The sequence below is a fragment of the Thermobifida fusca YX genome, assembly GCF_000012405.1.
In the GTDB taxonomy this organism is placed as follows: domain Bacteria; phylum Actinomycetota; class Actinomycetes; order Streptosporangiales; family Streptosporangiaceae; genus Thermobifida; species Thermobifida fusca.
This window is the reverse complement of the sequence record NC_007333.1, coordinates 2,113,029-2,139,418: the sequence shown is the minus strand read 5'-3', so window position 1 is coordinate 2,139,418 and position 26,390 is coordinate 2,113,029. Positions and strand designations below refer to the sequence as shown.

Sequence of the window (26,390 nt, the reverse complement as noted above, 5' to 3'; positions counted from 1 at the left end):
TCGGAGCCGCGGCGCGCAGCCAGAGCCTACGGGAGACGCTGACGGTGCGCGTTCGCTCCCGTTGCCCGGTGACACTGAGGAGCAGTCCCAATGTGTACCGCCATTGTGGGATTCGATCCCACCGCTCCCGTCCCGATTGTGCTGGCCGCCCTCCGCGACGAAATGGTGGACCGCCCGTTTGACCGGCCAGGACAGCACTGGCCGCAGTGGCCGCACCTCATCGGTGGTCGCGACGCCCAGGCCGGCGGCACCTGGCTGGCGGTTGCACCCCCTGAGTCGGCAACGCCGCGCGTGGCCGCAATACTCAACGGGCGGGTGGAGAAACTCACCGCTACGGGACGGCGGCCCGTGTTCGACTCCACCGTGCCTCCGGGAGTGACCCGCCGCAGCCGGGGCGAGCTTCCGCTGCGGGCCGCCGCCACGGGCACCCTGGGCCTGGGCCGGGACGAGCTGCGGGCCTTCGACCCGTTCCACCTCGTCATCGCCGACCCCGAGCAAGCCGCCCTGGTGAGCTGGGACGGCTCCGACCTGACCGAGGAGAAACTCGCGCCCGGCGTGACCGTCGTCGTCAACACCGGGCTGGACGCCACCGCGCCGCGCGCCGCCCAGCACGGTCCACGGTTCGCTGCAACCCGGCCTGCCCCGTCCGAGGACGTGCTGCGCACCTCGTCGGACATCCGCGAGATCTGGGGGGACTGGGTGCGCCTGCTGGACGAAGCCGCTGCGGATACCGCCCACTCCGCAAGCGGGGGAGGGGACGACAGAACCTCCCTGGTCGCCCGGCTCGAACTGCCGGACGGCCGCGTGTGGGCCACCAATTCGGTCACCCTGCTGGCCCTCACCCTCACCGTGCTGCGCTACGCCTTCACCGACACCCCCGGCGATCCCGCAGCTTGGTCGCTCATCCGCTAAGCCGACCGGTAAACCTCACTCCGGTCGCATACGTCCGTAACAGTGACCTGACCGGAAATACGGCAGCCGGAGCCGTCCGCGGCCGAGAAGGTGAGGTGCACCGTGGACAAACCGTGGGTATGGGAGAACGCCGCCTACTGGCTGCTGTACGTGGTGGCGCTAGGGGCGGTGCTGTGGCACTGGGCACACGGCAACCCGGTACTGGCAGGACTGTGCCTGATCGGGGTCGCGCTGAGCATGCGGTTCATCACCCAGTCCGCACGTCGGGAGGATGCTGTCGGACCGCCCAGGCCGTGAGGAAGCAGACGGGGAAAGCAGCCGTCCCGCCTACCGGGCCGCTAGGGGCGGCAGATAACCTCATGGTCATGCGTTCCTGGCCTGCGCCCACAGTCGTCGCCCTGCCGGACCACGGCGGGCCGCTCAGTGTCCACGACACCGTCACCGGCTCCCGCCGCACCATCACCCCGGGGGCCACCGCGCGGATGTACGTCTGCGGGATCACCCCCTACGACGCCGCCCATCTAGGCCACGCCTTCACCTACCTCACCTTCGACCTGGTCAACCGGGTGTGGCGGGATGCCGGACACACGGTCGACTACGTGCAGAACATCACCGACATCGACGACCCGCTGCTGGAGCGGGCCGCAGCCACTGGACAGGATTGGCAAGAGCTCGCCGCGCGGGAGATCCAAGTCTTCCGTGAGGACATGGCGGCGCTGCGTATCCTGCCGCCCCGCGCCTTCCTCGGAGTCGTCGAGTCGATGGACCTCATCGCCGACTTCGTGGCCCGCCTCCGCGCGCAAGGGGTCACCTATGAAGTCGACGGCGACATCTACTTCTCCGCTGCCGACGCCCCCGGCTTCGGTAGCCTCTCCCAGCTGGACCGCACCGCCATGCTGGAGCTCTTCGCCGAACGCGGCGGCGACCCGGGTCGCGCGGGCAAGAAAGACCCGCTGGACTGGCTGCTGTGGCGGGCGGAACGCCCCGGCGAACCCGCCTGGGACACTCCGCTGGGCCGCGGACGTCCCGGCTGGCACGTGGAGTGCAGCGCGATCTCCGTGCACGAACTCGGCATGGGCTTCGACCTCAACGGCGGCGGCGACGACCTGATCTTCCCGCACCACGAGATGGGAGCCGCCGAAGCCTGCTGTGCCACGGGCAGCCGCCCCCAGGCCCGCCACTACCTCCACGTGGCCATGGTCGGCCTGGACGGCGAGAAGATGTCCAAGTCGCGGGGCAACCTGGTGTTCGTCTCCCAGCTCCGCAAGGCGGGCACTGACCCGATGGCGATCCGCCTGGCCCTGCTGGCCCACCACTACCGCACGGCCTGGGAGTGGACCGACGCCGACTTGCGCACCGCTGAGCAGCGGCTGGAGCGCTGGCGGGCCGCCGCCGCAGTGGAGAACGCCCCCGACGCCCGGCCGCTCCTGGCCCGGGTGCGCAGCGCCCTCGCCGACGACTTGGACACGGCCACCGCGCTGGCCGCGGTCGACGAGTGGGCGGACGCAGCCCTGAGCGGCAGCGGAGACGATCCGGACGCGCCCGCGCTCATGCGCACCACCGTCGACACCCTGCTCGGAGTGGCCCTCGACCGCTGAGTCCGGTGGGCCGGGACAGTGTCCCGGCCCACCGTTGGCGCCCGCACCAGCCGCAGGAAACCGAAAGCACAGCGCGAAACGTCGTTGCGCACCGTTATAGTTCGCTCGTCTTTGTACGAGAGAACAACGCCCCAGCGGCTGGAAAGGGCGGACCGTGACCGAACGCGCGTTCCAAGTAGACCTGCGGGGGTGGTCGATCTCCTCAGTCGACACCTATACTCCAGTCCCCGCGTCTACCTGCGCGAACTGCTGCAGAACGGTGTCGACGCCGTGACCGCGCGGCGCGCCGAAGAGCCGGACGCCCCCGCCCGGATCCACATCGAGACCCCCGAACACACCGGTGAAGGCAGCCTGCGGGTCCACGACACCGGGGTGGGCCTGACCGAACCGCAGATCCACGAACTCCTCGCCACTATCGGCCGGTCCAGCAAACGCGACGAGCTCGGCTACGCCCGCCACGAATTCCTCGGCCAGTTCGGAATCGGGCTGCTCTCCGGATTCCTCGTCGCCGACGAGATCGAAGTGCTGACCCGCTCCATGCACGGCGGCCCCACGATCCGCTGGGTCGGCTACTCCGACGGACGCTACCTGGTCGAGGAAGCCGAAGAAGAACGCAACGAAGTCGGCACCACCGTCATCCTGCGGCCCCGCCGCGACGCTGAGGAATGGTTCGCCGCCTCCACTGTCGCGAACCTCGCCCGCCACTACGGCGCATTCCTCCCCGTGGAACTCCGAGTCGGGGACACCCTTGTCACGGAAGGGGAACCGCCGTGGCGCCGGACCTACCCGACCCCGGTGCGCCGCCGCGCCGCGCTCGCCGACTACTGCCAGGCAGTGTTCGGTTTTGCACCGCTGGACGTGATCGACCTGGAAGCGGCCGCGGCCGGGTTGCGGGGAGTAGCGTTCGTGCTCCCGCACGCGGCCAACCCCACGGTGCGCGCCGCCCACCGGGTCTACCTCAAACGCATGCTGCTCGCCGACAACGTCACCGACCTGCTGCCCGAGTGGGCGTTTTTTGTGCGCTGCGTCGTCGACGCCGAAGAACTGCGTCCCACCGCCAACCGCGAAGCCCTCTACGACGACGACCTGCTCGGACAGGTCTGCGACACACTAGGGGAGCAGATCCGCGACTGGCTGCTCACCCTCGCCCACAGCAGACCGGAAGAGCTCCGCCGCTTCCTGCAGCTCCACCACGTCGGTGTGAAAGCGCTGGCCGCGCACGACGACACCATGCTGGACCTGGTGTACCGCTGGCTGGACTTCGAAACCAGTTCCGGAACGATGCCCCTGGCAGAGTTCACCCGACGCCACTCCGAAGTCCGTTACACGTCCGACATCGACGAGTTCCGCAGCCTGTCCGCGGTCGCCGCCGCCCAAGGCGTGGGTCTCGTCAACGCGGGCTACGTCTACGACACCGAGATCATCTCCCGCCTCAGCGACCGGCAGGGCGCCGCTCTGCTCCGCCCACTGGACCCCGGCGAGCTCACCACCCGCTTCGGCAGGCTGCCGTCAGAAACCGAATTGCGGCTCCGCGACTTCCTCCACGTCGCGGAACGCGCCCTCGACTCCCTCGGCTGCACGGTACTGCTCCGCAGCTACGCCCCCGCTTCCCTGCCCGCGCTGTACCTGACCAGCCGGGCCGCGGAACACCGCAGAGAACTCGCCGAATCCCGGGCCGAGGCCGACCCGCTCTGGGCCGACGTGCTCGGCGCCCTCGAACCCGCCCTCGCCGCCGACCAGAACCGTCTCGTGCTCAACCATGCCAACCCCCTGACCCGGCGGATCACCACCCTCACCGACCCCGACCTGATCACCGTGGCAGTCCAGGCCCTCTACGGCCAAGCCCTGTTGCAGGGCCGCCACCCGCTGCGCCCGGCCGACAGCGCAGTCCTCAACCGGTCGTTCCTCGGATTGCTGGACTGGGCTGCCCCACAGAATCCGAGGAGTAGAGAGCAGTGACCGAGCTGAACTGGCGCACCCTCACCCAGCAGTCACTAGCCCTGCCCTACGGCAGGGCCCGCACCACCGGCCTGGAGAAAGCCCTGGATCTGGCCATCCGCGGCGGCGCCACCGAAGAAGACGTGTTCCACCTGCGGATGTCCCTCACCGAGGCGTACAAGTACGGGGGCGAGCCGGCGCGGGCGATGACAACCTTCACCCGCTGCCTCACCGCCTTCGACGCGGACCCCGCCCGCTACGGCCCCGAAGCGCACCACCGGCTGCTGTGGCAGTTCAAGTGGATCATCGCCGCACTGACCGATTTTCCGGAGATCCCGCTCGACCGCACCTATGCGCTGCTCGACGATATGGAGCGCCGCTACCGGGAAAGCGGCTACAGCCTGCACCCCGTCCACGGCCTGCGCTGCCAGGTGGCCCGCCACATCGGCGACGTGGCGACCGCGGACGCCGAGTTCGAACGGTGGCGCACCGCCCCCCAGGACGAAAGCTCCGACTGTGCGGGCTGCGTCCCCACGGCTATGGCCTTCCATCTGGCGTGGCGGGGAGCCCACGCGGAGGCGATCGCCATCGCCGAACCGGTACTCTCCGGGGAACTCACCTGTGTCGAACAGCCGCAAGGCATCCTGAGCGCCCTCATCGAGCCCTACCTGCGCACCGGCCGCTACGAGGCGGCAGTCGACGCCCATCGCCGCACCTACCGGGTGCACCGACGCTATGAGACGCGCTACCTCTTCTCCCTCGGCACCCACCTGTTCTTCTGCGCCGTAACCGGGAACCACGCGCGGGGCCTGGAACTCCTGGAACGGCACCTGGGCGCGTTGGACGCACCCCCAGCCCGATGGACGCCATGGAGTTCGCGGCCTCTGCCGCGCTACTGCTGGACCGGCTCGCCGCATGCGGGCACGGCGACCTCACCGTGCGCCGTCCCGCGCACCAGGACCGCCCCGCCGCGGAGCTCCGCGTCACCGAACTGCGCGACCAGATGCGGGACCACGCCTTGGCGCTCGCCGCCCGGTTCGACGCGCGCAACGGCACCACCGCGCAGAGCACGAGGATCCGCGACCGCCTTGCCGCCGAACCGGTCGTGGCGGAACTCCCACTGACCGAGTACGCACCACGCCCCCGCCCCGCCGCAGCCTCACCGGAGCCGCTGCCTGAACCGCTCGCCGACACCTGGCAGGACCTCCTCGACCAGGCTGAGCAGTGGCGCCGCACCTGGCGCAAGGAACAGGCCCGGGCTGCCTGGCGCCGTTTCGACGAGCTCACCGTCGGCGTCGAACTGCCGTCCTGGGCCCGGGGCCGACGCGCGGAAGCCGAAGGATGGTTCCACGACATGGACGGGGACCACGCAGCAGCCGTCGAGCACTACCGGGCCGCTGCCGACCACTACGCTGCCGCACAGCTCGACGCCGACCGGCACCGGGTCCTCAGCCTGCTCGGCCAGTCCCTGGCCGAGGACGGGAACAGGACTGAAGGGCTGGCCCTCCTGCAGCAGGCGGTCGCCTACCTGGACGAGCACGGCACCCCCACCCAGCGGGTGGGCGCCCGCATCCGGCTCGCCGCGCACTGATGTTCCGCGGTGAGCTTGCCCACGCCCGAAAGCTGCTGGAAGAGAGCGGCTACCCCGACGCTGACGCGACCGCGCGGGCCCAGGTGCTGCTGCTCCTCGCCACCATCAGTGCCGCAACACACGCCCCGTTCCCCGAACAGGAGGCCCTGCTCGCCCAGGCCAGGAGAGAAGCCCGGGACAGCGGAAGCCCGCGCCTGGTCGTCGAGGCCGCATGCCGCCACGCCCAGTTGCTGCGCGCGAGCGGCCAGGACGCGTGGGACGCTGCCTGGCAGGCGCTAGAGGAAGCCGAAGCCCACCTGATCCCCGACCTTCCTCCCGGAGCGGAGACCAGTGTGCTGCTCACCCGCGGCCAGTGGCTGTGCGAAGACCAGGAGTACGAGCAGGCCGCGGTTGTCTTGGCGGAAGCAGTCGCCCAGGCCACCGCGCTCGGGATCGCTCCGATGGCCGCGCACGCCAAGGTGCTGCTGGCCCGCGCCTACCACGCCATCGAACGCTACTTCGAGGCTGCGGAAGCCGCTGAGGAGATCCTGGCAGCAGAACAGCATCTCGTTTCCGTCGACCGCAAAGCAGTGCGGGAAATCCTCGCCCGCTCCCTTGGTGAACTCGGGGAACTGGAGGACGCCCTGGCCCGCTGGGACGAGATCATCGCTATGGAGGACGACCCGGCGCAGACCGCGGTCCTCCACGTGGAAGCTGCCCGCGTGCTGAGCCGGATGGGCCGCCACACGGAGGCAGCCGAACGCCACGCCGCCACCGCCGTGCTGTGGGAGGAACTCGACGAGCCGTACCAGGTCTACGAGCAGCACTACTGCCGGGCGGTCGCGCTGCTCCTCGCCCACCGGGTTGCGGACGCGCACACCGCCCACCAGCAGGCCGAGCAGTGGCTGAAACGGGCGGAGGCCCACCCCGAACTGCGCATCCCTGCCGAGCACCTGAAAAACCAGCGTGGCTTACTGCACCACAGTAAGGCCCGCATCATGGCGGCTGAGGGCTTGCTCACCGCAGCGGTGGCCGAAGCCGAAAAGGCGTACGCCCTGTTTCGCGAAGTCGACGAACAGAGGGCAGCCGAATACCTGAAATTCCTGGCGAGAATGCGGGAAGCCGCCGACGAAGCAGAAGACGCGCGGTAGGGTGCGGGGGCGGGAAAACGGTCCGTCCACAAAAGGGTGAAGTCAGCGGAAACGTCAACGCTTGGTGTCAATCCGTGATGTGATGGAGCAATGGCAACCCCCGAGACTCTGAGCGCCGCGGCCACGCTCATCCGCGACTTCGTCACCACCGGTGACTCTTTGGCCGGCCGGGCAGATCTCGCCCGGTTCCTGCGTGACCACCGGCTGATCCCGGAGAGCGCCATTCCGATCACCCTTGCCGACTTCGACGAAGCGCTCGCCCTGCGCGACGGGCTGCGCGCCCAACTGCGGGCAGCGGCAGGGGAGAGCGCCGACGCCGAAGCGATCGCCCGCGCCCAGCGGGTATTGGACGGCTTGCGGGTCACGGTACGGATCAACCCCGGCGAGGCAGCGCTGTCTCCGCTGGCCCCCGCCGTGGTCGACGAGGTCCGCCGGGGCCTGGCCCGGATCGCCGGTGCCTGGGCCGCGGTCCTCGCCACCGGAGAATGGCGACGGATCAGCGTGGACTGAACCGCACACAGACACGCCGGTGGCCCGCCCCGGCCGGGACGGGCCACCGGCAGCTGTACCGCAGCGGCTAGGATCCGCCGCGCCGTCGCCGCAAGTAACGTTCGAATTCACGGGCAATAGCCTCCCCGGAGGCTTCGGGGAGTTCCGCCGCGTCTTTGGCCTCCTCGAGGCTGCGCACATAGTCCGCGATATCGGTGTCCTGGGCGGCGAGCTCGTCCACTCCGCGCTCCCAGGCCCGGGCGTTCTCCGGCAGTTCCCCCAGCCGGACCGTCAAATCCAAGGTGTCCTCCACCCGGCGGACCAACGCCAGCGTCGCCTTAGGGCTGGGCGGCTGGGACACATAGTGGGGGACCGCCGCCCACAGGGAGATCGTTTCCAGACCGGCAGCGCTGAAAATGTCGTGCAGCACGCCGACAATTCCGGTTGGTCCCTCGTAGGTGGCCGGCTCCAGACTCGCTGAGGTGGCTAGTTCGGGGTGGGAGAACATGCCCGTGACCGGTACGGGTCGCGTGTGCGGTACGTCGGCGAGCAGCGCGCCCAAGAGGACCACGCGTCGCACACCCAACTCCCGGGCGATCGACAACAGGTCGCTGGCAAACCCACGCCAACGCATGCTGGGCTCGTCACCTCGCACCAGGACCACGTCTCGCCCTTCGGGAGAACGGGTCAGCAGCACTTTCACCCCGGGCCAGTGGATTCCCTGGTGGGCACCGTTGACTGCGGTGACCTGAGGCCGGGTGACCTGGAAGTCGTAGTACTCCTCAGAGTCCAGGGAGACCAGCTCGGTAGCCCCCCAGACATCGGTCAGGTGGTCGATCACGGCGCTGGCCGCCTCACCGGCGTCATTCCAGCCCTCGAACGCGGCCACCATCACGGGCTCGACCAGCTCCGAGACGCTGTCGAGCTCAGGCACAGGCCGCCTCCTTCAATCATCGGGGTCATGGGTACCGGATCACTATCGATCCGCACCGCTGTTGTGTCCACCATATGTTCAAACAGGACTGCGCCGTAGAGGCGAAACCGAACAAAACGCCGAATCGCTGCCCAGGATTCCAGGTTTGTCGACGTTGTGGAGCGTGCCACACCCTGAGTTCCGCGGTCCGTAATTGTCCGACGAAAAGGCACAACCACGGTGCGCTATCGTCAAAGCACCCGGGGGTGGCGTAGGCAGTAGCGTCCCACGGGGCTGCCCCAACCGTCCTCGCGGCCCGCTCAGCGGGCCGTACGTCCGTCAACAGCGAAGCCAAAGGTCGGTCTATGAGCGCTCGACTCTCCTTCCGTGAAGTCCTCGGTTCCCGCGTCCTCGTCGCCGACGGGGCGATGGGAACGATGCTTCAGACATACGACCTGAGCATGGACGACTTCGAGGGACACGAGGGGTGTAACGAGGTCCTCAACATCACCCGGCCCGACGTGGTCCGGGAGATCCACGAGGCCTACCTGCAGGCCGGCGTCGACTGTGTCGAAACCAACACGTTCGGCGCGAACTTCGGAAACCTCGGCGAATACGGCATCGCGGAACGCACCTACGAACTGGCTGAAGCCGGTGCCCGCCTGGCCCGCGAAGCCGCCGACGCGTACACCACTGCCGATCACGTCCGCTACGTCCTCGGCTCTGTGGGGCCCGGGACGAAGCTGCCCACCCTTGGCCACGCCCCGTACGCTGTGCTGCGCGACCACTACGAACAGTGCGCACGCGGGCTCATTGACGGCGGTGTCGACGCGATCGTGATCGAAACCTGCCAGGACTTGCTGCAGGCGAAAGCCGCGATCGTGGGGGCACGGCGGGCCCGCAAGGCCGCGGGTACCGACACGCCGATCATCGTCCAGGTGACGATTGAAACCACGGGGACCATGCTGGTGGGCTCCGAGATCGGTGCGGCACTGACCTCGCTGGAACCGCTAGGGGTCGACATGATCGGCCTCAACTGCGCTACCGGTCCAGCAGAGATGAGCGAGCACCTGCGCTACCTCTCCCACCACTCCCGCATCCCCCTCTCCTGCATGCCGAACGCGGGCCTGCCTGAGCTGGGGGCGGACGGGGCCGTCTACCCGCTGCAGCCGCATGAGCTCACCGAAGCACACGACACGTTCATCCGCGAGTTTGGCCTGGCCCTGGTGGGCGGCTGCTGCGGCACCACCCCTGAGCACCTCGCCCAAGTGGTGGAGCGGGTGCAGGGACGCGGCGTGCCGGACCGCAAACCGCACGTCGAACCCGCCGCCGCCTCTATCTACCAGAGCGTCCCGTTCCGCCAGGACACCAGCTACCTGGCGATCGGGGAACGCACCAACGCCAACGGCTCCAAGGCGTTCCGCGAAGCCATGCTCGCGGAACGCTACGACGACTGTGTGGAGATCGCCCGCCAGCAGATCCGCGACGGCGCGCACATGCTCGACCTGTGCGTCGACTATGTGGGACGCGACGGGGTGCGCGATATGCGGGAGCTGGCTTCCCGGCTGGCCACCGCCTCCACGCTGCCGCTCGTACTGGACTCCACCGAAGTAGCGGTACTGGAAGCTGGACTGGAGATGCTGGGCGGGCGCGCCGTGCTCAACTCGGTCAACTACGAGGACGGCGACGGCCCTGACTCCCGGTTCGCCAAGGTCGCCGCGCTGGCGGTGGAGCACGGGGCGGCCCTCATGGCGCTGACCATCGACGAGCAGGGGCAGGCGCGGACCGCGGAACGGAAAGTGGAGGTCGCCGAGCGGCTCATCCGGCAGCTCACCACCGAGTACGGCATCCGCAAGCACGACATCATCGTGGACTGCCTGACCTTCACGATCGCAACCGGACAGGAGGAGTCGCGGCGCGACGCTCTGGAAACCATCGAGGCGATCCGTGAACTGAAGCGGCGCCACCCGGACGTGCAGACCACGCTGGGCGTGTCCAACGTCTCCTTCGGGCTCAACCCGGCTGCCCGCATTGTGCTCAACTCGGTGTTCCTCCACGAGTGCGTCCAGGCCGGCTTGGACTCCGCGATCGTGCACGCCTCCAAGATCCTGCCGATCAACCGCATCCCCGAGGAGCAGCGGCAGGTGGCGTTGGACATGATCTACGACCGCCGCACCGATGACTACGACCCGCTGCAACGCTTCCTGCAGCTTTTCGAAGGAGTGGACGCGCAGGCGATGCGCGCCTCGCGCGAGGAAGAGCTGGCCGCGCTGCCGCTGTGGGAGCGCCTGGAGCGCCGTATCGTCGACGGGGAAGCCGCCGGCATGGAAGCGGACCTGGACGAAGCGCTCACCCAGCGGTCCGCGCTGGACATCATCAACACCACGCTGCTGGCGGGGATGAAGACCGTCGGCGACCTGTTCGGCTCCGGGCAGATGCAGCTCCCGTTCGTGCTGAAGTCGGCCGAGGTGATGAAGGCCGCCGTGGCCTATCTGGAGCCGCACATGGAGAAGGTGGACGGCGACCTCGGCAAGGGGCGGATCGTGCTGGCCACGGTCAAGGGCGACGTCCACGACATCGGCAAGAACCTTGTGGACATCATCCTGTCCAACAACGGCTACGAGGTCATCAACCTGGGGATCAAGCAGCCCATCTCCGCGATTCTGGAGGCGGCCGAGCGGCACCGCGCCGACGTGATCGGCATGTCCGGCCTGCTGGTGAAGTCCACGGTGGTGATGCGGGAGAACCTGGAGGAGATGAACGCCCGCGGGGTCGCTGACCGCTACCCGGTCCTGCTGGGCGGTGCCGCGTTGACCCGCTCCTATGTGGAACAGGACCTCGCCGAGATTTTCAAAGGCGAGGTGCGCTATGCCCGCGACGCTTTTGAAGGCTTGAAGCTCATGGACGCCATCATGGCGGTCAAACGCGGGGTGAAGGGGGCTAAGCTGCCGCCGCTGCGCACCCGCCGGGTGAAGCGGGGCGCACAGCTTACCGTCACCGAGCCGGAGAAGATGCCGACGCGCAGCGACGTGGCCACCGACAACCCGGTGCCGACCCCGCCGTTCTGGGGGGACCGCATCTGCAAGGGGATTCCGCTCGCCGACTACGCGGCTTTCCTGGATGAGCGCGCCACGTTCATGGGCCAGTGGGGGCTGCGCGGCTCCCGCGGCGACGGCCCCACCTACGAGGAGCTGGTGGAGACGGAGGGGCGGCCGCGGCTGCGCATGTGGCTGGACCGGATCCAGACCGAGGGGTGGCTGGAGCCGGCGGTCGTCTACGGCTACTACCGCTGCTACAGCGAAGGCAACGACCTGGTCGTCCTCGGTGAGGACGAAAACGAGCTGACCCGGTTCACGTTCCCGCGGCAGCGCCGCGACCGGCACCTGTGCCTGGCTGACTTCTTCCGCCCCAAGGAGTCCGGGGAACTGGACACGGTGGCGTTCCAGGTCGTCACCGTCGGTTCGACGATCAGCAAGGCGACCGCGGAGCTGTTCGAGAAGAACGCGTACCGGGACTACTTGGAGCTCCACGGGCTGTCCGTGCAGTTGACGGAGGCACTCGCGGAGTACTGGCACACCCGGGTCCGCGCCGAGCTGGGCTTCGCCGGGGAGGATCCCGACCCGGCCGATTTGGACGCCTACTTTAAGCTCGGCTATCGAGGCGCCCGTTTCTCCCTGGGGTACGGGGCCTGCCCCAACTTGGAGGACCGCGCCAAGATCGTGGCCCTGCTGCGTCCGGAACGGGTTGGGGTGACGTTGTCCGAGGAGTTCCAGCTTGTTCCCGAACAGTCCACTGACGCGATCGTTGTCCATCACCCCGAGGCGAAATACTTCAACGTATGACCGTTGAGCAGCAACTTCCGCAGGCGGTGCTGTTCGATATGGACGGCACGCTGATCGACACCGAGCCGCTGTGGATCGCCACGGAGGCCGAGGTCGCCGCCGAACTCGGCTGTACCACGTGGACGGTCGAGGACCAGCGGCGCTGCTTGGGGAGCTCCGCGGCGATGGTGGCCTCCTACATCGCTGAGCGCTCGGGGACGTCGGTTCCGCAGAGTGAGATCGTCACCATGCTGTACACGTCGGTGGCGCGGCGGATGGCCGACAGTCCCCCCGTGCAGCCGGGCGCTAAGGAGCTGCTCAGCGAACTGGATGCCCTGGGGGTGCCGATGGCGCTGGTCACTTCCACGTACCGGTCGCTGCTGGGCACGGCACTGCGCGGTCTGGGGGAGCACTATTTCGCGGCGACGGTGGCCGGGGACGAAGTGTCCCAGGCCAAGCCGCACCCGGAGCCTTATCTCACGGCGGCACGCCTGCTGGGTGTGGATCCGCGCCGCTGTGTGGCGGTGGAGGATTCGCCCGCTGGCGTGGCTGCGGCCCAAGCCGCAGGGTGTGTCGTGGTCGCGGTGCCGCATGTGGCTCCGATCGAGGAGGCGGAGCGGCGGTATGTGGTCTCTTCCCTGACGGAGATCAGCGTGGACTGGCTACGACAAGTGGTCAACTCGTGACGCTGAACGGTCAGCAAAAACCTGGCGTTGTCGGGAAAAATCCGCTTAAGCGGCGTCCACTAGGGGAGAAACCCGATGTGGAGACAGCGTTCGCGGAGCGAGACTAGGGACCATGCCGACACAGATGCCGTTTGAAGGTCTGCTGCTAGGCGCCGCGCTCACCGTGGTGGGGCTGATCATCTCCTGGGTGGTGTGGCGCCGCAAGGGTGCTTCAGCAGGGCTGCGTGCTGTGGCGTGGTCGTTGCTGCCGCTGGCGTTCGGGCTGATCGGGTTGATGGGGCTGCTGGCGTCGCTGGCCGGCCAGTTGGTGCGGTTCTTCGGTGGGCTCGTGTTCGACCCGCTGGCGTGGGCCGGCGTGGTGGTGGCCGGTGTCGCGGTGGTGTTGTGGACCATCGGCCGCCTGCTGCGGGGACGTTCCAGACCGGCCGCACCCGCAGAGCAGCCCGCGTCCACTCAAGGCCGTCCGGCGAGCCCGGCGGTGGGGAAGGGCTCGCAAGGCCCCCGGTCCAGTGCGGGGGTGGACGACGAGTTCGCTGAAATCGAGGAGCTGCTGCGCAAGCGGGGGATTACGTAGGTTCCCCCTTCTGCTCACAGTGTTGAGGGCCTCGCCCGGCACGGGCGGGTCCCTGTTGTGTGTCCGCGGACCGGTGCGGGGGAGTACGAGTGCCGCACCGCCGCCGATACAACTTTGCGTTATTGTTTCAATTCTTTACGTAACATCAAAGATGAATGACAGTTGAGTAGTGCTCGTATCACGATTCTGGTACTCCGGGGTGATTTGGACGTTTTGCTGATTACCAGGGAGTATTTTTGGCGAAGTGTGTCGTAAGACGCACCAGAATTCCCGCTACTGTTCGGACTGTTGTGTCGAACGGTCACCATGAGTGGTCTTCTGGTGACGTCGACGTCTGCCTCGCCGGACAGGGGCCCAGAGGCACACGACACTGCGACATCCGGGACAACAGCCCGGCCTGATCCACGGCCACAAGCGCGAGAAGTGGGGGAAGGTGCATGACCGCGCCGTTGGACGCGCCTGAATCGGCGCAGCACGCCGAACCCGAGGCCATCGCCCAAGGGCGGCGTGACATCGCGAGTCGCTCCCTCACCCAGATCGCCTGGCGGAGGCTACGCCAAGACCGGGTCGCTCTGGGCGGAGGCATCGTCGTTCTCCTGCTGATCCTGGTCGCGATCTTCGCGCCGCTGCTCACCCACTGGTTCGGACATCCGCCCAACCAGTTCCACCAAGACCTCATCGACCCGGCCACCCAGGGCGTCCTCAAAAACCCCAACGACCCGTGGAGCGGGATCGACCCGACCGGCGGCATGAGCAAAGAACACCTGCTCGGCGTGGAACCGGTCAACGGGCGTGACCTGTTCAGCCGGATCGTCTACGGGGCGCGCATCTCCCTGCTCGTCGCCTTCCTGTCCACCCTGCTGTGCGTCACCATCGGCACCGTGCTCGGCATCCTCGCCGGCTACCTCGGCGGCTGGGTGGACACCGTGATCAGCCGCGCCATGGACATCTTCCTCGCCTTCCCGCTGCTGCTGTTCGCGATCGCCCTGGCCGGTGTCATCCCCGACGAAGCGTTCGGTCTCAGCGACAACGCCCTCCGCATCGCCGTGCTCGTGTTCATCATCGGCTTCTTCAGCTGGCCCTACATCGGCCGGATCGTGCGAGGGCAGACCCTCAGCCTGCGCGAACGCGAATTCGTGGAAGCAGCCCGCTCCATGGGCGCAGGTACCGGGCACATCATCTTCCGCGAAATCCTGCCCAACCTGGTGGCGCCGATCCTCGTCTACGCGACCCTGCTGATCCCCACCAACATCCTCTTCGAAGCGGCCCTGTCCTTCCTCGGCGTCGGTGTCAACCCGCCCACCCCCACCTGGGGCCACATGCTCTCCGAATCCCTCGACTACTACGCGGTCGCCCCCCACTTCGTGATCATCCCCGGACTTGCGATCTTCATCACGGTCCTCGCGTTCAACCTCTTCGGTGACGGGCTCCGTGATGCCTTCGACCCCAGGTCCACAGACTGACGCGTTCGCCCCGGCGACTACGCGCACCCGCACGGCGGGGTCTCCCGCCTATCCGCAGTGAGAAAGGGAAGTCAGTGAACAAACGTGTCATGGGATTCGCCGCACTGAGTGCGGCGGCCGCCCTCATGCTCGCCGCTTGCGGCGGTGACAGCGGCAGCAGCGGGGGCGGCAGCGGCAACGGTGCCGGCTTCGACAAGGGCAGCACCGAAATCGTCAACCCCTCCGACGCCAAGGGCGGTACCCTGCGGTTCGCGATCTCCGCCAACATGGAGAGCACCGACCCGGGCAACACCTACTACGGCTACGTGTGGAACTTCAGCCGCTACTACGCCCGCACACTCCTCACCTATGCGGCTGCCCCGGGCGAGGCGGGAACCGAGCTGGTCCCCGACCTGGCCGCAGACATGCCCGAGGTCAGCGACGACGGCACCGAGTGGACCGTCAAGCTCAAGGAAGGCCTCAAGTACGAGGACGGCACCGAGATCGTCGCCGAGCACATCAAGTACGCGATCGCGCGCAGCAACTTCGGCGACCAGGCGCTGCCCAACGGCCCCAAGTACTTCCAGCAGCTCCTCGACGAGGACGACTACGACGGCCCCTACGGCGGCGGTGACCCGCTGGAAGGCTTCGACGCGATCGAAACCCCGGACGACTACACCCTCGTCTTCCACCTCAAGGAACCGTTCTCGGATTTCCTCTACGTCCTCGCGCAGCCGCAGACCGCTCCGGTGCCGCCCGAGGCCGACAAGGGCGAGCAGTACCAGACCCGCGTGGTCTCCTCCGGCCCCTACAAGTTCGAAGACGACTACACCCCCGGCAACGGCCTGGTCCTGGTCCGCAACGAAGAGTGGGACCCGGACAGTGACCCGATCCGCACCGCACTGCCCGACCGGATCACCGTTGAGGAAGGCGTCGACCAGAACGAGATCGACCAGCGCCTCGTCAACGGAGAGCTCGACGTGGACCTGGCCGGCACCGGCCTGGGCCCGGCGATGAAGGGCAAGCTCGTCGCCGACGAGGAGGCGCGCGCCAACATCGACAACCCGACCACCGGCGCCCACTTCTACGTCAACATCAACACCAAGGTCGAGCCGCTGGACAACCTCGCCTGCCGCCAGGCCATCCAGTACGCGGTCGGCCGCGAAGGCATCCAGCGCGCCTACGGCGGTGAACTGGGCGGTGAAATCGCCACCCAGGTGCTGCCCCCGGACATCCCCGGTGCCGACCCCTCCTACGACCCCTACGACGCGGCTTCCGGCAAGCCCAACGTGGAGAAGGCCAAGGAGAAGCTGGAAGAGTGCGGCCACCCCGACGGCTTCGCAGTCAACATCGGCGTCCGCTCCGACCGTCCCGCTGAAGTCGACGCGGTCGAGGCGATCCAGCAGGACCTGGCCCAGGTCGGCATCGAGGCCAAGGTCAAGGGCTACCCGTCGGACACCTACACCAACACCCAGGCCGGCTCGCCTGACTTCGTCGCCGAGAACAAGCTCGGCCTGACCTACTACGGCTGGATGGCGGACTGGCCCTCCGGCTACGGCTTCATGAGCTCCATCCTGGACGGCGACGCCATCAAGCAGGCGGGTAACTCCAACATCGCCGAACTGGACGACCCGGAGATCAACAAGCTGTTCGACGAGGTCGTCAGCGTCGAGGACCCGGAAGAGCAGGCCGCGATCTACGCCGAGATCGACCGGCTGACCATGGAGAACGCCGCCATCCTCACCGGCGTCTTCCAGAAGTCCGTGATCTACCGGCCCGACAACCTGACCAACGTCTTCTTCAACCCGAGCTGGCACATGTACGACTACATGACGCTCGGCACCACCGAAACCGAGTAGTCGCCACGCTCGACCAGTATCGGGAAGGCAGGTGAAGGCGCTGGCCTGGGCCGAACAGCCACGGTTCGCCCAGGCCAGCGCCGACCGCAATGCTGAGATACATCCTCCGGCGCCTGGGCGCGAGTGTGATCCTGCTCCTCGTCGTGACCCTGATGACGTTCGTCATCTTCTACGTGGTGCCACGACTCGCCGGGCGGACCACTGAACAACTCGCCACCATGTACGTGGGCCGCGCCCCCACCGAAGCCGCCATCCAAGCCACCATCAAACGGCTGAACCTGGACCAGCCGCTGATCATCCAGTTCTGGGAGTTCATCAAAGGCATCGTCCTCGGAGCCGACTACACCTTCGGCAACGACGTCGTGCACTGCGCGGCCCCCTGCTTCGGCTACTCCTTCCAGACCTACCAGGAGGTCTTCCCCGCCATCCTCGAGCGGCTGCCGATCACGTTCTCCCTCGGCCTGGGCGCCGCGGTGCTCTGGCTGGTCGGCGGGGTCGCCGTCGGCGTCATCTCAGCCGTCAAAAAAGGCAGCATCTTCGACCGGATCTCCATGGGCCTGGCCCTGGGCGCAGTCTCCCTCCCCATCTTCTTCACCGGCCAGCTCGCCTTGGCCTTCCTCGTGCACGACTGGGGCCTGTTCCCCAACGCCCGGTACACGCCGTTCACCGAAGACCCCATCGCCTGGGCCTCCGGACTGCTGCTGCCGTGGCTGACCCTGGCGTTCCTGCACGCCGCACAGTATGCGCGCCAGACCCGCGCCGGCATGCTGGAAACCATGGGAGAGGACTACATCCGCACCGCCCGAGCCAAAGGCCTCAAAGAAAGCCGTGTCATCCTCAAACACGGCCTGCGCCCCACGCTCACCCCGATCCTGACCATCTTCGGTCTGGACATCGGACTGGTGCTCGGCGGCGCAGTACTCACCGAACAGGTGTACTCGCTCAACGGCATTGGACGGTTCGCGGTCACCGCGATCGTGCAGAGCGACCTGCCGGTCATCCTCGGCGTCACCCTGTTCGGCGCGTTCTTCATCGTCCTGTGCAACCTGGCCGTGGACCTGCTCTACCCCCTGGTCGACCCCAGGGTGCGTACGGCCCGCTGACCTCGACCATGACCCACCGCCCTACCCGCCACGGCGGGGGACACCCAAGCAAGGAAGACAGGCAATGAGCACTCCGGAAACCGGAAGCCAAGGCAATGGGCTTCCCGTTGTCTCCGTGCGCGACCTTTCCATCACCTTCTCCACTGACGACGGCGACGTCCACGCCGTCCAGAACCTGTCCTTCGAAGTCGCCGAAGGTGAAGCGCTAGGCATCGTGGGCGAGTCCGGTTCCGGTAAGAGCGTCACCTCCCTGGCGCTGATGGGCTTGCACCGCGACACCCGGGCACAGCTCTCCGGGGAGATCCGCGTCGCTGGAATCGACGTGGTCACCGCCAGCGACCAGGAGATCCGCGCGATGCGCGGCAACGACATCGCCATGGTCTTCCAAGACCCGATGTCCTCCCTGCACCCGCAGTACACCATCGGGAACCAGATCATCGAGGCCTACCTCACCCACCGCCCCACAGCGAGCCGGGCTGAGGCACGGCGGCGCGCCATCGACGTGCTTGACCGGGTCGGCATCCCCGAACCGGCGAAACGCATCAACTCCTATCCGCACGAATTCTCCGGCGGGATGCGGCAGCGCGTCCTCATTGCCATGGGCCTGGTGTGCGAACCGAAAGTGCTGCTCGCCGACGAGCCCACCACGGCCCTGGACGTCACCGTGCAAGCGCAGATCCTCGACCTTCTCGACGAGCTGCGCCGCGACCTGCGCATGGCGCTCATCCTCGTCAGCCACGACCTGGCCGTGGTCGCTGGATCAGTCGACAACGTCCTCGTCATGCGCAAAGGCGTGGCAGTGGAACGCGGCGACGTGCGTCAGGTGCTCAACTCTCCGAGCCACCCCTACACCCAGCAACTGCTCGCCGCCGTGCCCCGGATCGAGATCTCCCGGGCCCAGCGCCGTGCCCAACTGCGTGCCGAACGCGAAGGGAAAACCACCCCGGCCGCCGCGGAAACGCCTGCGCCGAGCCAGCGCAGCACCGATGAGGAGCCGCTGCTGAGCGTGCGCAACGTGCGCCAGCGGTTCCGTATCCGCGGCGGCCTCTTCGGCGGCGCCACCGACTTCTACGCGGTCGACGGCGTCTCCTTCGACCTGTACCGCGGCGAAACCCTGGGCATTGTCGGCGAGTCCGGTTCCGGTAAAAGCACCCTGTCCCGCATGATCATGCGGCTGTTGGAGCCCACCGAAGGCACCATCCTCTTCCAAGGCCGGGACATCACCCACCTGCCGGAACGCAAGATGCGCCCGCTGCGCCGCGACATCCAGATGGTCTTCCAAAACCCCTACTCGTCCCTCAACCCCCGGATGACCATCGGCGACAGCATCGGCGCACCCCTGCGCATCCAAGGGGAACGCGACGACAAACTGATCCGCACCCGCGTCCAGGAACTGCTGGAACGGGTCGGACTCGAACCGTCCCACTACAACCGCTTCCCGCACGCCTTCTCCGGTGGGCAGCGCCAGCGCATCGCCATCGCCCGGGCCCTGATCCTCCGCCCCCAACTGGTGATCTGCGACGAACCGGTCTCCGCGCTGGACGTCTCCACCCAAGACCAGGTGCTGCGGCTGCTCGCGGAACTGCAAGAAGACTTCAACCTGACGTTGATCTTCGTGGCACACGACCTGGCCGTGGTCCGCCAGATCAGCGACCGCGTCCTCGTCATGCGCAAAGGCAAAGTCGTGGAGACCGGCGACAGCGACGAGGTGTACGAGAACCCGCAGCACCCCTACACCAAGCAGCTGCTGGCTGCCGCCCCCGTCCTCGACCCGGACGCGGCCCGCGCTCACCGCGCTGAACGCCGCCGGCTCCGCGCCGCGCAGCCGGACACCGACGTCGCCTGAACCGCAGACCAGGGGCAGCCGGCGGTTGAGCACTCCCCGGCACTCTGCCGCGGCTGCCCCTGTCCCGGCTCCAGCAGGAAACTAGTAGCCTCCCCGGGTCCGGCGGGCCGCCTGCCGACCCCGGCGCCCCGCACCCACGAGACCGCCCCACGAGAAGGCCCGCACCAGCTCACCACCGAGGTTCACCCCCGCACCCAGAGCCAGGCCGACCGCGACCGCCTCACCGAGGCTCGCCACCCCGGCCAGCGGCTCCCCCGTGCTCATCTCGATCAGTCCCCGGTACAGGATGCTTCCCGGCAGCAGCGGAGCGATCGACGGAATGATGAAGGTGAGCGGAGGACGCCGGGTCCGCCGGGCCAGCCAGTGGCCGATCACCCCGACCACGACCGCGCCCGCCCCGGTCCCCACCACAGGCGGCACGGCGAGCAGTTCCCGCAGCCCCGCATAGCACACCCAGATCAGCACCCCCATCGCGCCGATCGGCAGCAGGGCCCGCACCGGCGCGACCAGGGACACCGCGAACGCGAGCGCCAAACCTGCCGCAGCTGCCAGCACGACCGGCTCCAGTGACGTCCCCGCCGACGGCAGATTGTCGAGGTCCACATAAAGCCCTAGCCGCACCGCGGTATAGGCGACCGCGCCAACCCCCGCGACGATCGCCCCCAACATGAAGAAGACCTCCAAGAGGCGGGCCGCCGCCGACACGTACGCGCCGCTGATCCCGTCTTGCAGGCTGGAGACCAGGGGACGCCCCGGTAGCAGCGCCACAATGCTCCCGGTGATCACCGCGTTCGCGCGAAGCCCCAACTCCAGCTCCTCGCTCACCCACAGCAGCGCCATGCCGGTGCTCGCCGCCAACAGCGCGGCCACCGCCATCTGGTAGAACTCGGCCACCCCGCGTCGAGCCAGCCAGCCCGCGGCCCGGTCCCCGAGCACGGTGGCGGCGAACGCCGTGGCCGCCACGATGATCCCACCGCCCACCATGACACTGGCGCTGCTGGCGATCAGCCCCAGCCCGGCCACGATCACCCAGCGGGGATAGTGCGGCCGGGAGCGTTTGATGGCGTGGAGCCGCGCGGTTGCGCGCTCCACGTCGAGCAGGCCCAACGCAGCGTCTTCCACCAGCGCGTGCAGCTCGTTGACCTTGTGGTAGTCGAGGGAGCGGCGGCGCACCACGCGCTCCCCGGTCACCGGGGGCTCATCCCCGCCGGGGTGGCACGACAGGGTGATGCCGGTGAACGTCACCGACACTTCGCTGCGGGGCAATTCGAACGCCACCGCCAGACTCAGCATCGCGTCGCTGACCGTCTCGGTGGCTTCCCCGCTGGCCAGCAGCAGTTCCCCTACCCGCAGGACGAGGTCCATGGCCCGCGGATCGGGACGCGGCGCTTCGTCTTCGAACTCTTCTGCTTCCAGGTCGAGCACGCCGCGGCTGGCACGCCAGTCCCGCAACCGGGTCAGCAGGGTGGGGGAGTGCGATGTGTCGGAACGCCGCGGTGCCTGGTTCATCCGGCGCTCACCTCCTCGGGAGGGACCCCTGCCCAACGGGACGCATGCTCCATCCGGGAATGACGCATCCAAACCTGGGACATAAGGGAGTGGGTGGGATACAAGGGGAAGAAACGGAAAGCTCATTGGGGGAGACGTTCCCCACGCCGCCGAAGTTGCCCCCACCCTGCACCGATCCGCCACCGGACCGTATGAGATCACTCACCCCGGGACGAGCGGCCGTCTCCCGCACCCTCCCCGGGAACCACCAGCCCGTGCTCGTAGGTGTACACCACGGCCTGCACCCGGTCCCGCAGCCCCAGCTTGGCGAGCACCCGGCCCACATGCGTTTTCACCGTCGTCTCGCCGAGCACGAGCTGCCGCGCGATCTCCGCGTTCGTCAGCCCCCGCCCCAACAGCCGCAGCACTTCCCGCTCCCGACGAGTCAACCGCGCCACCTCCGCGGCCGGGCCGCTGGCCTGCGGGGCAGCGGGGAGCGCCGCCAGCCGGTCCAACAGTCGAGCAGTCACCTGGGGACACAGCGCCGCGTTCCCCCGGGCGACTTCGCGGACCGCCCGCACCAGCTCCTCCGGGGACGAATCCCGCAACAGCAGACCGCGCGCCCCCGCCTGCAACACCTCGAAAGCCGTACCCTCTGCCACGGACGAAGCCACGACGACAACCTGCACCGTCTGCCCCGAGTCCGCTGCCCACTGCCGCACCTCGCGGCTGAGCACGGCACCGCCCCCGCCCGGCAGCTCCGCATCAGCCACCACCACGTCCGGCAGCAACTGGCGGACCGCTGCGAGGGCCGTGCGAACCTCCGCGGCCTCACCTACCACGCTCGTCTGCGCATCCGACTCCACGATGAGCCGCAGCCCGGCACGGACCAGCGGCCGACCGTCGGCAAGCAGCACACGAACCGGCATCAGCCCACTCAGGACGCGAGCGGCTTCACGACATCCTGCGCGGCCTGCTGGGGAAGCGGGGGAGGAGTCCCCCCGAACGCCGGGCACAGCGCCCGATGGTCGCACCAGTTGCACAGCGGCGACCGGCGCGGCAGCCACCGCCCCGTGCGAGCAGTCTCCACAATCGTGTCCCACACCGCGCGGATATGCGCCTCCGCGTTACGCATCTCCTCCTCGGTCGGGTCGTACCAGCGCACCGCCCCGTCCCCCAAGTACAGGAGCTGCAGCCGGTCGGGTACCCGACCGGTCTCCCGCCACACCATGACCCCGTAGAAGAAGATCTGGAACCGGGCCTTGTCCTCGTAACGCGGAGCCGGACTCTTCCCCGTCTTGTAGTCGACGATGCGCACCTGCCCCGTGGGCGCCACATCCACTCGGTCGACATAGCCGAGCAGCAGCGGGCCCGACTCCAACGGAACCTCCAAGCGGACCTCACGCTGCTGAGGCTCCAACCGTTGCGGGCTCTCCAAGTCGAAATAGCGCCGCACCAGCGCGCGCGCCTCCTCCAACCAGGCCGCCAACGCCTCCGCATCAGGGAACATCGCCTCGACATCAGGCTCCTGCTCCCGCATCCGCTCCCACTGCGGCTCCAGCAACGCAAGCGCCGCATCCGGCGTCCGCGACTCCGCAGGAAGCTCAAACAGCTTCTCCAACACCGCGTGGACGAGCGTGCCGCGCCGAGCCGCCGGACTCGGCGGCTCAGGAATCCGGTCAATCACCCGGAACCGGAACAGCAGGGGACACTGCATGAAGTCGGTGGCCCGCGACGGGGAGAGGGCCCGCAGCGGCACGGGGGACGGTGCGGAACTCATGACTCCCCACCTTAGCCGCCCGCAGCACCGGCACATCGACACCAGAAGCCGTAGCCTGGAAGAGTGAACCAACCAGACTCCGCAGCTTCCCAGCCCCGGGACAGGAAGGGTGGGCTACGCATCGGACGCCCATGGGGCATCCCGGTCTACATCACCCCGTCCTGGGTGGTGATCGCGGTGCTGCTCACCTTCCTCTACCAGCCGGTCGTCGACAGCATCCTGCACCTCGGCGCCGCCTCCTACCTGGTAGCGCTCCTCTTCGCCGTGCTGCTGTACGTGTCCGTGCTCATCCACGAACTCGCCCACTGCGTCGCAGCCCGCCACTACGGACTCCCCGTACGCAGCATCACCCTCTACCTGCTGGGCGGAGTGTCCGAAATCGACCGGGAAGCTGAACAGCCCCGCCAGGAGTTCTGGATCGCCTTCAGCGGCCCCCTGCTCTCCCTCGTCCTCGCCGGTCTCGGCTTCCTCTGCTACCTGCTGGTCGACCCTGCCACAGTGCTGGGCGTGCTCATCTGGCAGCTCTGGGTCGCCAACCTGCTGGTAGGCGTCTTCAACCTGCTGCCTGGACTGCCCCTGGACGGCGGCCGTATCCTCCGCGCCGCCGTGTGGGCAGCCAGCGGACGGCCGCTGACCGGCACCACCGCGGCCGCCTGGGGCGGACGCATCCTCGCGATCCTGGTGATCGCGCTCCCCTTCGTCTACTCCTGGCTGCTATGGCGGGCCGCCCCCAGCATCGTCACCGTCCTGTGGACCACCCTGCTCGGCGCCTTCATCTGGCGCAACGCCTCCGTCGCCCTGCACACCGCCCGGATCCGCGCCCGCCTGCCCCAGCTCGTCGCCCGCGACCTGGCCCGCACCGCCATCACCGTAACCACCGACACTCCGCTCGCCGAAGCGTTGCGCCGCCGTGCCGCAGCCGACGCGGAAGCGATCCTCGTCGTCGACTCTGCGGGCACCCCCACCTCCATCGTGGACGACGCTGCAGCCAACGCCGTACCCGTGGAACGGCGGCCCTGGCTCCCCGTCAGCCACACCGCCCAGACCCTCACCCCCGGCACTGTGCTGCCCGCCGACCTTGCCGGGGAAGACCTGATTAAAGCCATGAACGCCCAACCGGCGTCCCAATACCTACTCGTCGACGCGGACGGCACCGCAGTGGGGGCGCTGCGTACCGCCGACGTTCGCGGAGCCATGGAAGGCAACGGCTTCTAACCGCACCCCGCGCCCGCTCGGCATACAGCCGACGGGGACACCACGCCCGCACACCGCCCGTACGCCTCCGCGGAGCATCCCGCACCCCGCTTCAGCCCCAGCACCCCCACGATCCGATGCAGCCAACCGGCCACCCGCCCTCCCCGGCCAGTCCCAGCCTCAGCGGGACGCCCCCGGAGGCCAGATCACGTGGACCGGGCGGTCGTGCTCCCGGGCATAGGCGACAATGTCCGCCGTCCCCCCAGGCCCCCGGGCGGGCGCCCCGTCCCACACCGCCACCAGCGTGTCACACGAGTCCACAAGCAGTTTCCCCGCCGCCAGGTGCGCCTCCGGCGTGGACTCGACGAACGGCAGACGCTGCACCGCCTGCGCGCGGGCCAGCAGCGCGTCGTAAGCGGCGTGGTGGTCGGCAGGCAGCGAGTCACGGTAGCGCTCAGCGGGCACCACCACCTCCAACGCGCCGCCCACTTCCAGCACGATCTCCGCGAAAAGCGTGTCAGCGCCGTCGGCAAGGCACGACAACCCCACCAAGCCGGAGCCGAACCTGCTCAAATAGTCCCGAAGCTCCCCCGCGACAAGCCGCATGGTCTGCTCCGGCAGTCCGCGGTGCCCAGTAACCGCGACACGGTATCTGCTCACAGAGGCAACCTCCCGGTGGTCAGGCTGGCCAATTGCTCATCGAACGCGTGGACGCACCGCGCCTGCGGTCCCCGGTATTCACGACGGAACCGTCGCACCCGGTTGAGAACCTTCTCGGAGCGGTAGGCAACCCCCGTCTGCAGGGCGTGAGAGGCAAGCCGGAACGCCTCATCCACGTCCCCAGCATCAGCGTGCGCCGTCGCCAGTTCCACCATCAGTATCGACTGCTGCTTGGGAGCCGAAACAGTCCTGGGGAACGCCTCGAAGAACGCGGCCCGCGCCTCGTGCGGTCGACGCAGCCGCACCGCGGCCAACGCCCGGTACCCGGCCACCTTCGCCGAATCGAACCGGAACACCCACGGCCACGGCGGATCAGTGTTCTCAGGCCGTTCCGCGGCGTGCTCGGCGTGGGCGAGCCGCTCCTGGGTAGCGGCACGATTCCCCAACGCCGCATGACCAAGCGCGCACACACAGGACAGCCACGCCTGCGCAGTGGGGTGCACCTCGCCGCGCAGTTTGTGAGCAGCCTCCTCAGCCAGGCGCAACCCCAGTTCGGGCTCCTCCGAGTCGATCTCGAAGAGCGCCAGGCTGCCGAGCATGTACACGGTTAACAGAACATCCCCTGCCTGGTGAGCATGCTTCACCGCCCGGTGGTAGAAGGACCGCGCCGACCCGGAGTCGCCCATATCAGCGTGCAGCCACGCAGCGAACCCCGCCGCCTCACTGGACGCGGCAGCCACCTCAGCGGCGAACGGAGTCCGCTTGGCACGCGACAGCGTCCGTGCCGACAGCTCCCAGTGAGCCAAGGCAGCGTTGACCAGATCCCGGGAGGGCGACGAGGCGTCCAGCCTGCGCTGGCTCCCGGTAATGGCACGCAGGGTCGCTGCCGTCTCCTCGTGCACGTTCCCCACCGCCGAGAGGTTCGGCAAGGAGAGCGTCGCTAGAGCGACAGCCTTAGTGAAGTCTCGACGTCGCGTTGGACCCGCCCCCTTCATACGGCCCGCCGCGAATGCGGCGGGAGGGCGTGAGGCCGTCAACGGAACGGAACTAGGTTGTGCCGGAGCGAACCGCAACAGGTGAATGGGAATCCCCAGCCGCTCACAGACCTCCCTCACCTGGTCCAACGTGAGCGACTGTTGACCGTTGACGACTCGGGATACCCAGCTCTGGCTGTAGCCGACCGTCCGTGCCAGGTCGGTCTGGGACCACCCCCGAGCGAGCCGGACGGCTTCCACAAGAGCCGCCATGTCGCAGGTGGCTAGTGCGGCAGCCACCGCGGGGCGGGTCCAGAAATCCCCAGGCAGGGTTCCTACACCTTCACGCTGGGACATGAGCCTAGGTTAAAGACTTGGCCTGCACTTTGCGG

22 protein-coding genes are annotated in these 26,390 nt (G+C 68.2%); 16 read left to right on the top strand and 6 right to left on the bottom strand.

Annotation, left to right across the window (positions count from 1 at the left end):
* Positions 1 to 90 precede the first annotated feature (90 nt).
* The 8 genes from TFU_RS09025 to TFU_RS08995 all read left to right on the top strand — a co-directional run bounded on the left by TFU_RS09025 (position 91) and on the right by TFU_RS08995 (position 7,679).
* Complete coding sequence (locus TFU_RS09025) at positions 91 to 912, top strand: NRDE family protein (protein WP_011292257.1); 822 nt, start codon at positions 91 to 93, stop codon at positions 910 to 912.
* Positions 913 to 1,014: 102 nt separating this feature from the next.
* Positions 1,015 to 1,209, top strand: coding sequence for a hypothetical protein (locus TFU_RS09020; RefSeq protein WP_016188850.1), 195 nt, complete (start codon positions 1,015 to 1,017; stop codon positions 1,207 to 1,209).
* Positions 1,210 to 1,271: 62 nt separating this feature from the next.
* The gene (gene mshC, locus TFU_RS09015) at positions 1,272 to 2,510 is read left to right on the top strand and encodes a cysteine--1-D-myo-inosityl 2-amino-2-deoxy-alpha-D-glucopyranoside ligase (RefSeq protein ID WP_011292256.1); all 1,239 of its coding nucleotides are present in this window, start codon (positions 1,272 to 1,274) and stop codon (positions 2,508 to 2,510) included.
* 189 nt (positions 2,511 to 2,699) lie between these two features.
* Complete coding sequence (locus TFU_RS09010) at positions 2,700 to 4,469, top strand: HSP90 family protein (RefSeq protein WP_370491938.1); 1,770 nt, start codon at positions 2,700 to 2,702, stop codon at positions 4,467 to 4,469.
* Positions 4,466 to 5,572, top strand: coding sequence for a hypothetical protein (locus TFU_RS09005; protein ID WP_011292254.1), 1,107 nt, complete (start codon positions 4,466 to 4,468; stop codon positions 5,570 to 5,572). Before TFU_RS09010 ends, TFU_RS09005 begins: the two co-directional genes overlap by 4 nt.
* Positions 5,554 to 6,039 carry a hypothetical protein gene (locus tag TFU_RS16190; protein WP_011292253.1) on the top strand — a complete coding sequence of 162 codons (486 nt, stop codon included), beginning with the start codon at positions 5,554 to 5,556 and terminating at the stop codon, positions 6,037 to 6,039. The genes TFU_RS09005 and TFU_RS16190 overlap by 19 nt, the downstream gene beginning before the upstream one ends.
* Entirely contained in the window at positions 6,039 to 7,169 is a 1,131-nt protein-coding gene (locus TFU_RS09000; protein ID WP_011292252.1) for a hypothetical protein, read from the top strand. Before TFU_RS16190 ends, TFU_RS09000 begins: the two co-directional genes overlap by 1 nt.
* Positions 7,170 to 7,259: 90 nt before the next feature.
* Positions 7,260 to 7,679, top strand: coding sequence for an ABATE domain-containing protein (locus TFU_RS08995; protein ID WP_011292251.1), 420 nt, complete (start codon positions 7,260 to 7,262; stop codon positions 7,677 to 7,679).
* Between the two features lie 67 nt (positions 7,680 to 7,746).
* Here TFU_RS08995 and TFU_RS08990 read toward each other — a convergent pair whose 3' ends face one another.
* Positions 7,747 to 8,592, bottom strand: a complete 846-nt coding sequence (locus tag TFU_RS08990) for a PAC2 family protein (protein WP_011292250.1) — start codon at positions 8,590 to 8,592, stop codon at positions 7,747 to 7,749.
* Positions 8,593 to 8,936: 344 nt separating this feature from the next.
* Here TFU_RS08990 and metH point away from each other — a divergent pair, with 344 nt between their 5' ends.
* The 7 genes from metH to TFU_RS08955 all read left to right on the top strand — a co-directional run bounded on the left by metH (position 8,937) and on the right by TFU_RS08955 (position 19,902).
* Entirely contained in the window at positions 8,937 to 12,413 is a 3,477-nt protein-coding gene (gene metH / locus TFU_RS08985) for a methionine synthase (RefSeq protein WP_011292249.1), read from the top strand.
* Positions 12,410 to 13,078, top strand: coding sequence for an HAD family hydrolase (locus TFU_RS08980; RefSeq protein WP_011292248.1), 669 nt, complete (start codon positions 12,410 to 12,412; stop codon positions 13,076 to 13,078). Before metH ends, TFU_RS08980 begins: the two co-directional genes overlap by 4 nt.
* A gap of 112 nt (positions 13,079 to 13,190) precedes the next feature.
* A complete protein-coding gene (locus TFU_RS08975) occupies positions 13,191 to 13,652 on the top strand; it encodes a hypothetical protein (protein ID WP_011292247.1) in 462 nt (153 codons plus the stop codon).
* Between the two features lie 437 nt (positions 13,653 to 14,089).
* On the top strand, positions 14,090 to 15,115 hold the full coding sequence (locus TFU_RS08970; protein WP_011292246.1) for an ABC transporter permease: 1,026 nt from the start codon (positions 14,090 to 14,092) through the stop codon (positions 15,113 to 15,115).
* A 74-nt stretch (positions 15,116 to 15,189) separates the two neighbouring features.
* Positions 15,190 to 16,953, top strand: coding sequence for an ABC transporter substrate-binding protein (locus TFU_RS08965; RefSeq protein ID WP_011292245.1), 1,764 nt, complete (start codon positions 15,190 to 15,192; stop codon positions 16,951 to 16,953).
* Positions 16,954 to 17,042: 89 nt separating this feature from the next.
* Positions 17,043 to 18,056, top strand: a complete 1,014-nt coding sequence (locus tag TFU_RS08960) for an ABC transporter permease (RefSeq protein ID WP_011292244.1) — start codon at positions 17,043 to 17,045, stop codon at positions 18,054 to 18,056.
* Between the two features lie 64 nt (positions 18,057 to 18,120).
* The gene (locus TFU_RS08955) at positions 18,121 to 19,902 is read left to right on the top strand and encodes an ABC transporter ATP-binding protein (protein ID WP_011292243.1); all 1,782 of its coding nucleotides are present in this window, start codon (positions 18,121 to 18,123) and stop codon (positions 19,900 to 19,902) included.
* Positions 19,903 to 19,983: 81 nt separating this feature from the next.
* Here the strand turns inward: TFU_RS08955 and TFU_RS08950 are convergent, their stop codons facing one another.
* From TFU_RS08950 to TFU_RS08940, 3 genes are all read right to left on the bottom strand, one after another.
* Complete coding sequence (locus TFU_RS08950; protein WP_011292242.1) at positions 19,984 to 21,411, bottom strand: threonine/serine ThrE exporter family protein; 1,428 nt, start codon at positions 21,409 to 21,411, stop codon at positions 19,984 to 19,986.
* Positions 21,412 to 21,608: 197 nt separating this feature from the next.
* Complete coding sequence (locus TFU_RS08945) at positions 21,609 to 22,319, bottom strand: LuxR C-terminal-related transcriptional regulator (protein ID WP_011292241.1); 711 nt, start codon at positions 22,317 to 22,319, stop codon at positions 21,609 to 21,611.
* 8 nt (positions 22,320 to 22,327) lie between these two features.
* Positions 22,328 to 23,170, bottom strand: coding sequence for a RecB family exonuclease (locus TFU_RS08940; RefSeq protein WP_011292240.1), 843 nt, complete (start codon positions 23,168 to 23,170; stop codon positions 22,328 to 22,330).
* 63 nt (positions 23,171 to 23,233) lie between these two features.
* On the opposite strand from TFU_RS08940, the gene TFU_RS08935 reads away from it, so the two are divergent.
* On the top strand, positions 23,234 to 24,385 hold the full coding sequence (locus tag TFU_RS08935; RefSeq protein WP_011292239.1) for a site-2 protease family protein: 1,152 nt from the start codon (positions 23,234 to 23,236) through the stop codon (positions 24,383 to 24,385).
* 159 nt (positions 24,386 to 24,544) lie between these two features.
* On the opposite strand, the gene TFU_RS08930 is transcribed toward TFU_RS08935, so the two are convergent.
* Together TFU_RS08930 and TFU_RS08925 are read right to left on the bottom strand one after the other, a co-directional pair.
* Positions 24,545 to 24,970, bottom strand: a complete 426-nt coding sequence (locus TFU_RS08930; protein ID WP_011292238.1) for a hypothetical protein — start codon at positions 24,968 to 24,970, stop codon at positions 24,545 to 24,547.
* A 50-nt stretch (positions 24,971 to 25,020) separates the two neighbouring features.
* Positions 25,021 to 26,355 carry a helix-turn-helix domain-containing protein gene (locus TFU_RS08925; protein ID WP_011292237.1) on the bottom strand — a complete coding sequence of 445 codons (1,335 nt, stop codon included), beginning with the start codon at positions 26,353 to 26,355 and terminating at the stop codon, positions 25,021 to 25,023.
* Between the last annotated feature and the right edge of the window lie 35 nt (positions 26,356 to 26,390).

Coding starts and splice junctions, on each gene's coding strand:
- TFU_RS09025 (WP_011292257.1), top strand. CDS start 91: ATGTGTACCGCCATTGTGGGATTCGATCCCACCGCTCCCGTCCCGATT.
- mshC (WP_011292256.1), top strand. CDS start 1,272: ATGGTCATGCGTTCCTGGCCTGCGCCCACAGTCGTCGCCCTGCCGGAC.
- TFU_RS09000 (WP_011292252.1), top strand. CDS start 6,039: ATGTTCCGCGGTGAGCTTGCCCACGCCCGAAAGCTGCTGGAAGAGAGC.
- TFU_RS08995 (WP_011292251.1), top strand. CDS start 7,260: ATGGCAACCCCCGAGACTCTGAGCGCCGCGGCCACGCTCATCCGCGAC.
- metH (WP_011292249.1), top strand. CDS start 8,937: ATGAGCGCTCGACTCTCCTTCCGTGAAGTCCTCGGTTCCCGCGTCCTC.
- TFU_RS08980 (WP_011292248.1), top strand. CDS start 12,410: ATGACCGTTGAGCAGCAACTTCCGCAGGCGGTGCTGTTCGATATGGAC.
- TFU_RS08975 (WP_011292247.1), top strand. CDS start 13,191: ATGCCGACACAGATGCCGTTTGAAGGTCTGCTGCTAGGCGCCGCGCTC.
- TFU_RS08970 (WP_011292246.1), top strand. CDS start 14,090: ATGACCGCGCCGTTGGACGCGCCTGAATCGGCGCAGCACGCCGAACCC.
- TFU_RS08960 (WP_011292244.1), top strand. CDS start 17,043: ATGCTGAGATACATCCTCCGGCGCCTGGGCGCGAGTGTGATCCTGCTC.
- TFU_RS08955 (WP_011292243.1), top strand. CDS start 18,121: ATGAGCACTCCGGAAACCGGAAGCCAAGGCAATGGGCTTCCCGTTGTC.
- TFU_RS08950 (WP_011292242.1), bottom strand. CDS start 21,411: ATGAACCAGGCACCGCGGCGTTCCGACACATCGCACTCCCCCACCCTG.
- TFU_RS08945 (WP_011292241.1), bottom strand. CDS start 22,319: ATGCCGGTTCGTGTGCTGCTTGCCGACGGTCGGCCGCTGGTCCGTGCC.
- TFU_RS08940 (WP_011292240.1), bottom strand. CDS start 23,170: ATGAGTTCCGCACCGTCCCCCGTGCCGCTGCGGGCCCTCTCCCCGTCG.
- TFU_RS08930 (WP_011292238.1), bottom strand. CDS start 24,970: ATGCGGCTTGTCGCGGGGGAGCTTCGGGACTATTTGAGCAGGTTCGGC.
- TFU_RS08925 (WP_011292237.1), bottom strand. CDS start 26,355: ATGTCCCAGCGTGAAGGTGTAGGAACCCTGCCTGGGGATTTCTGGACC.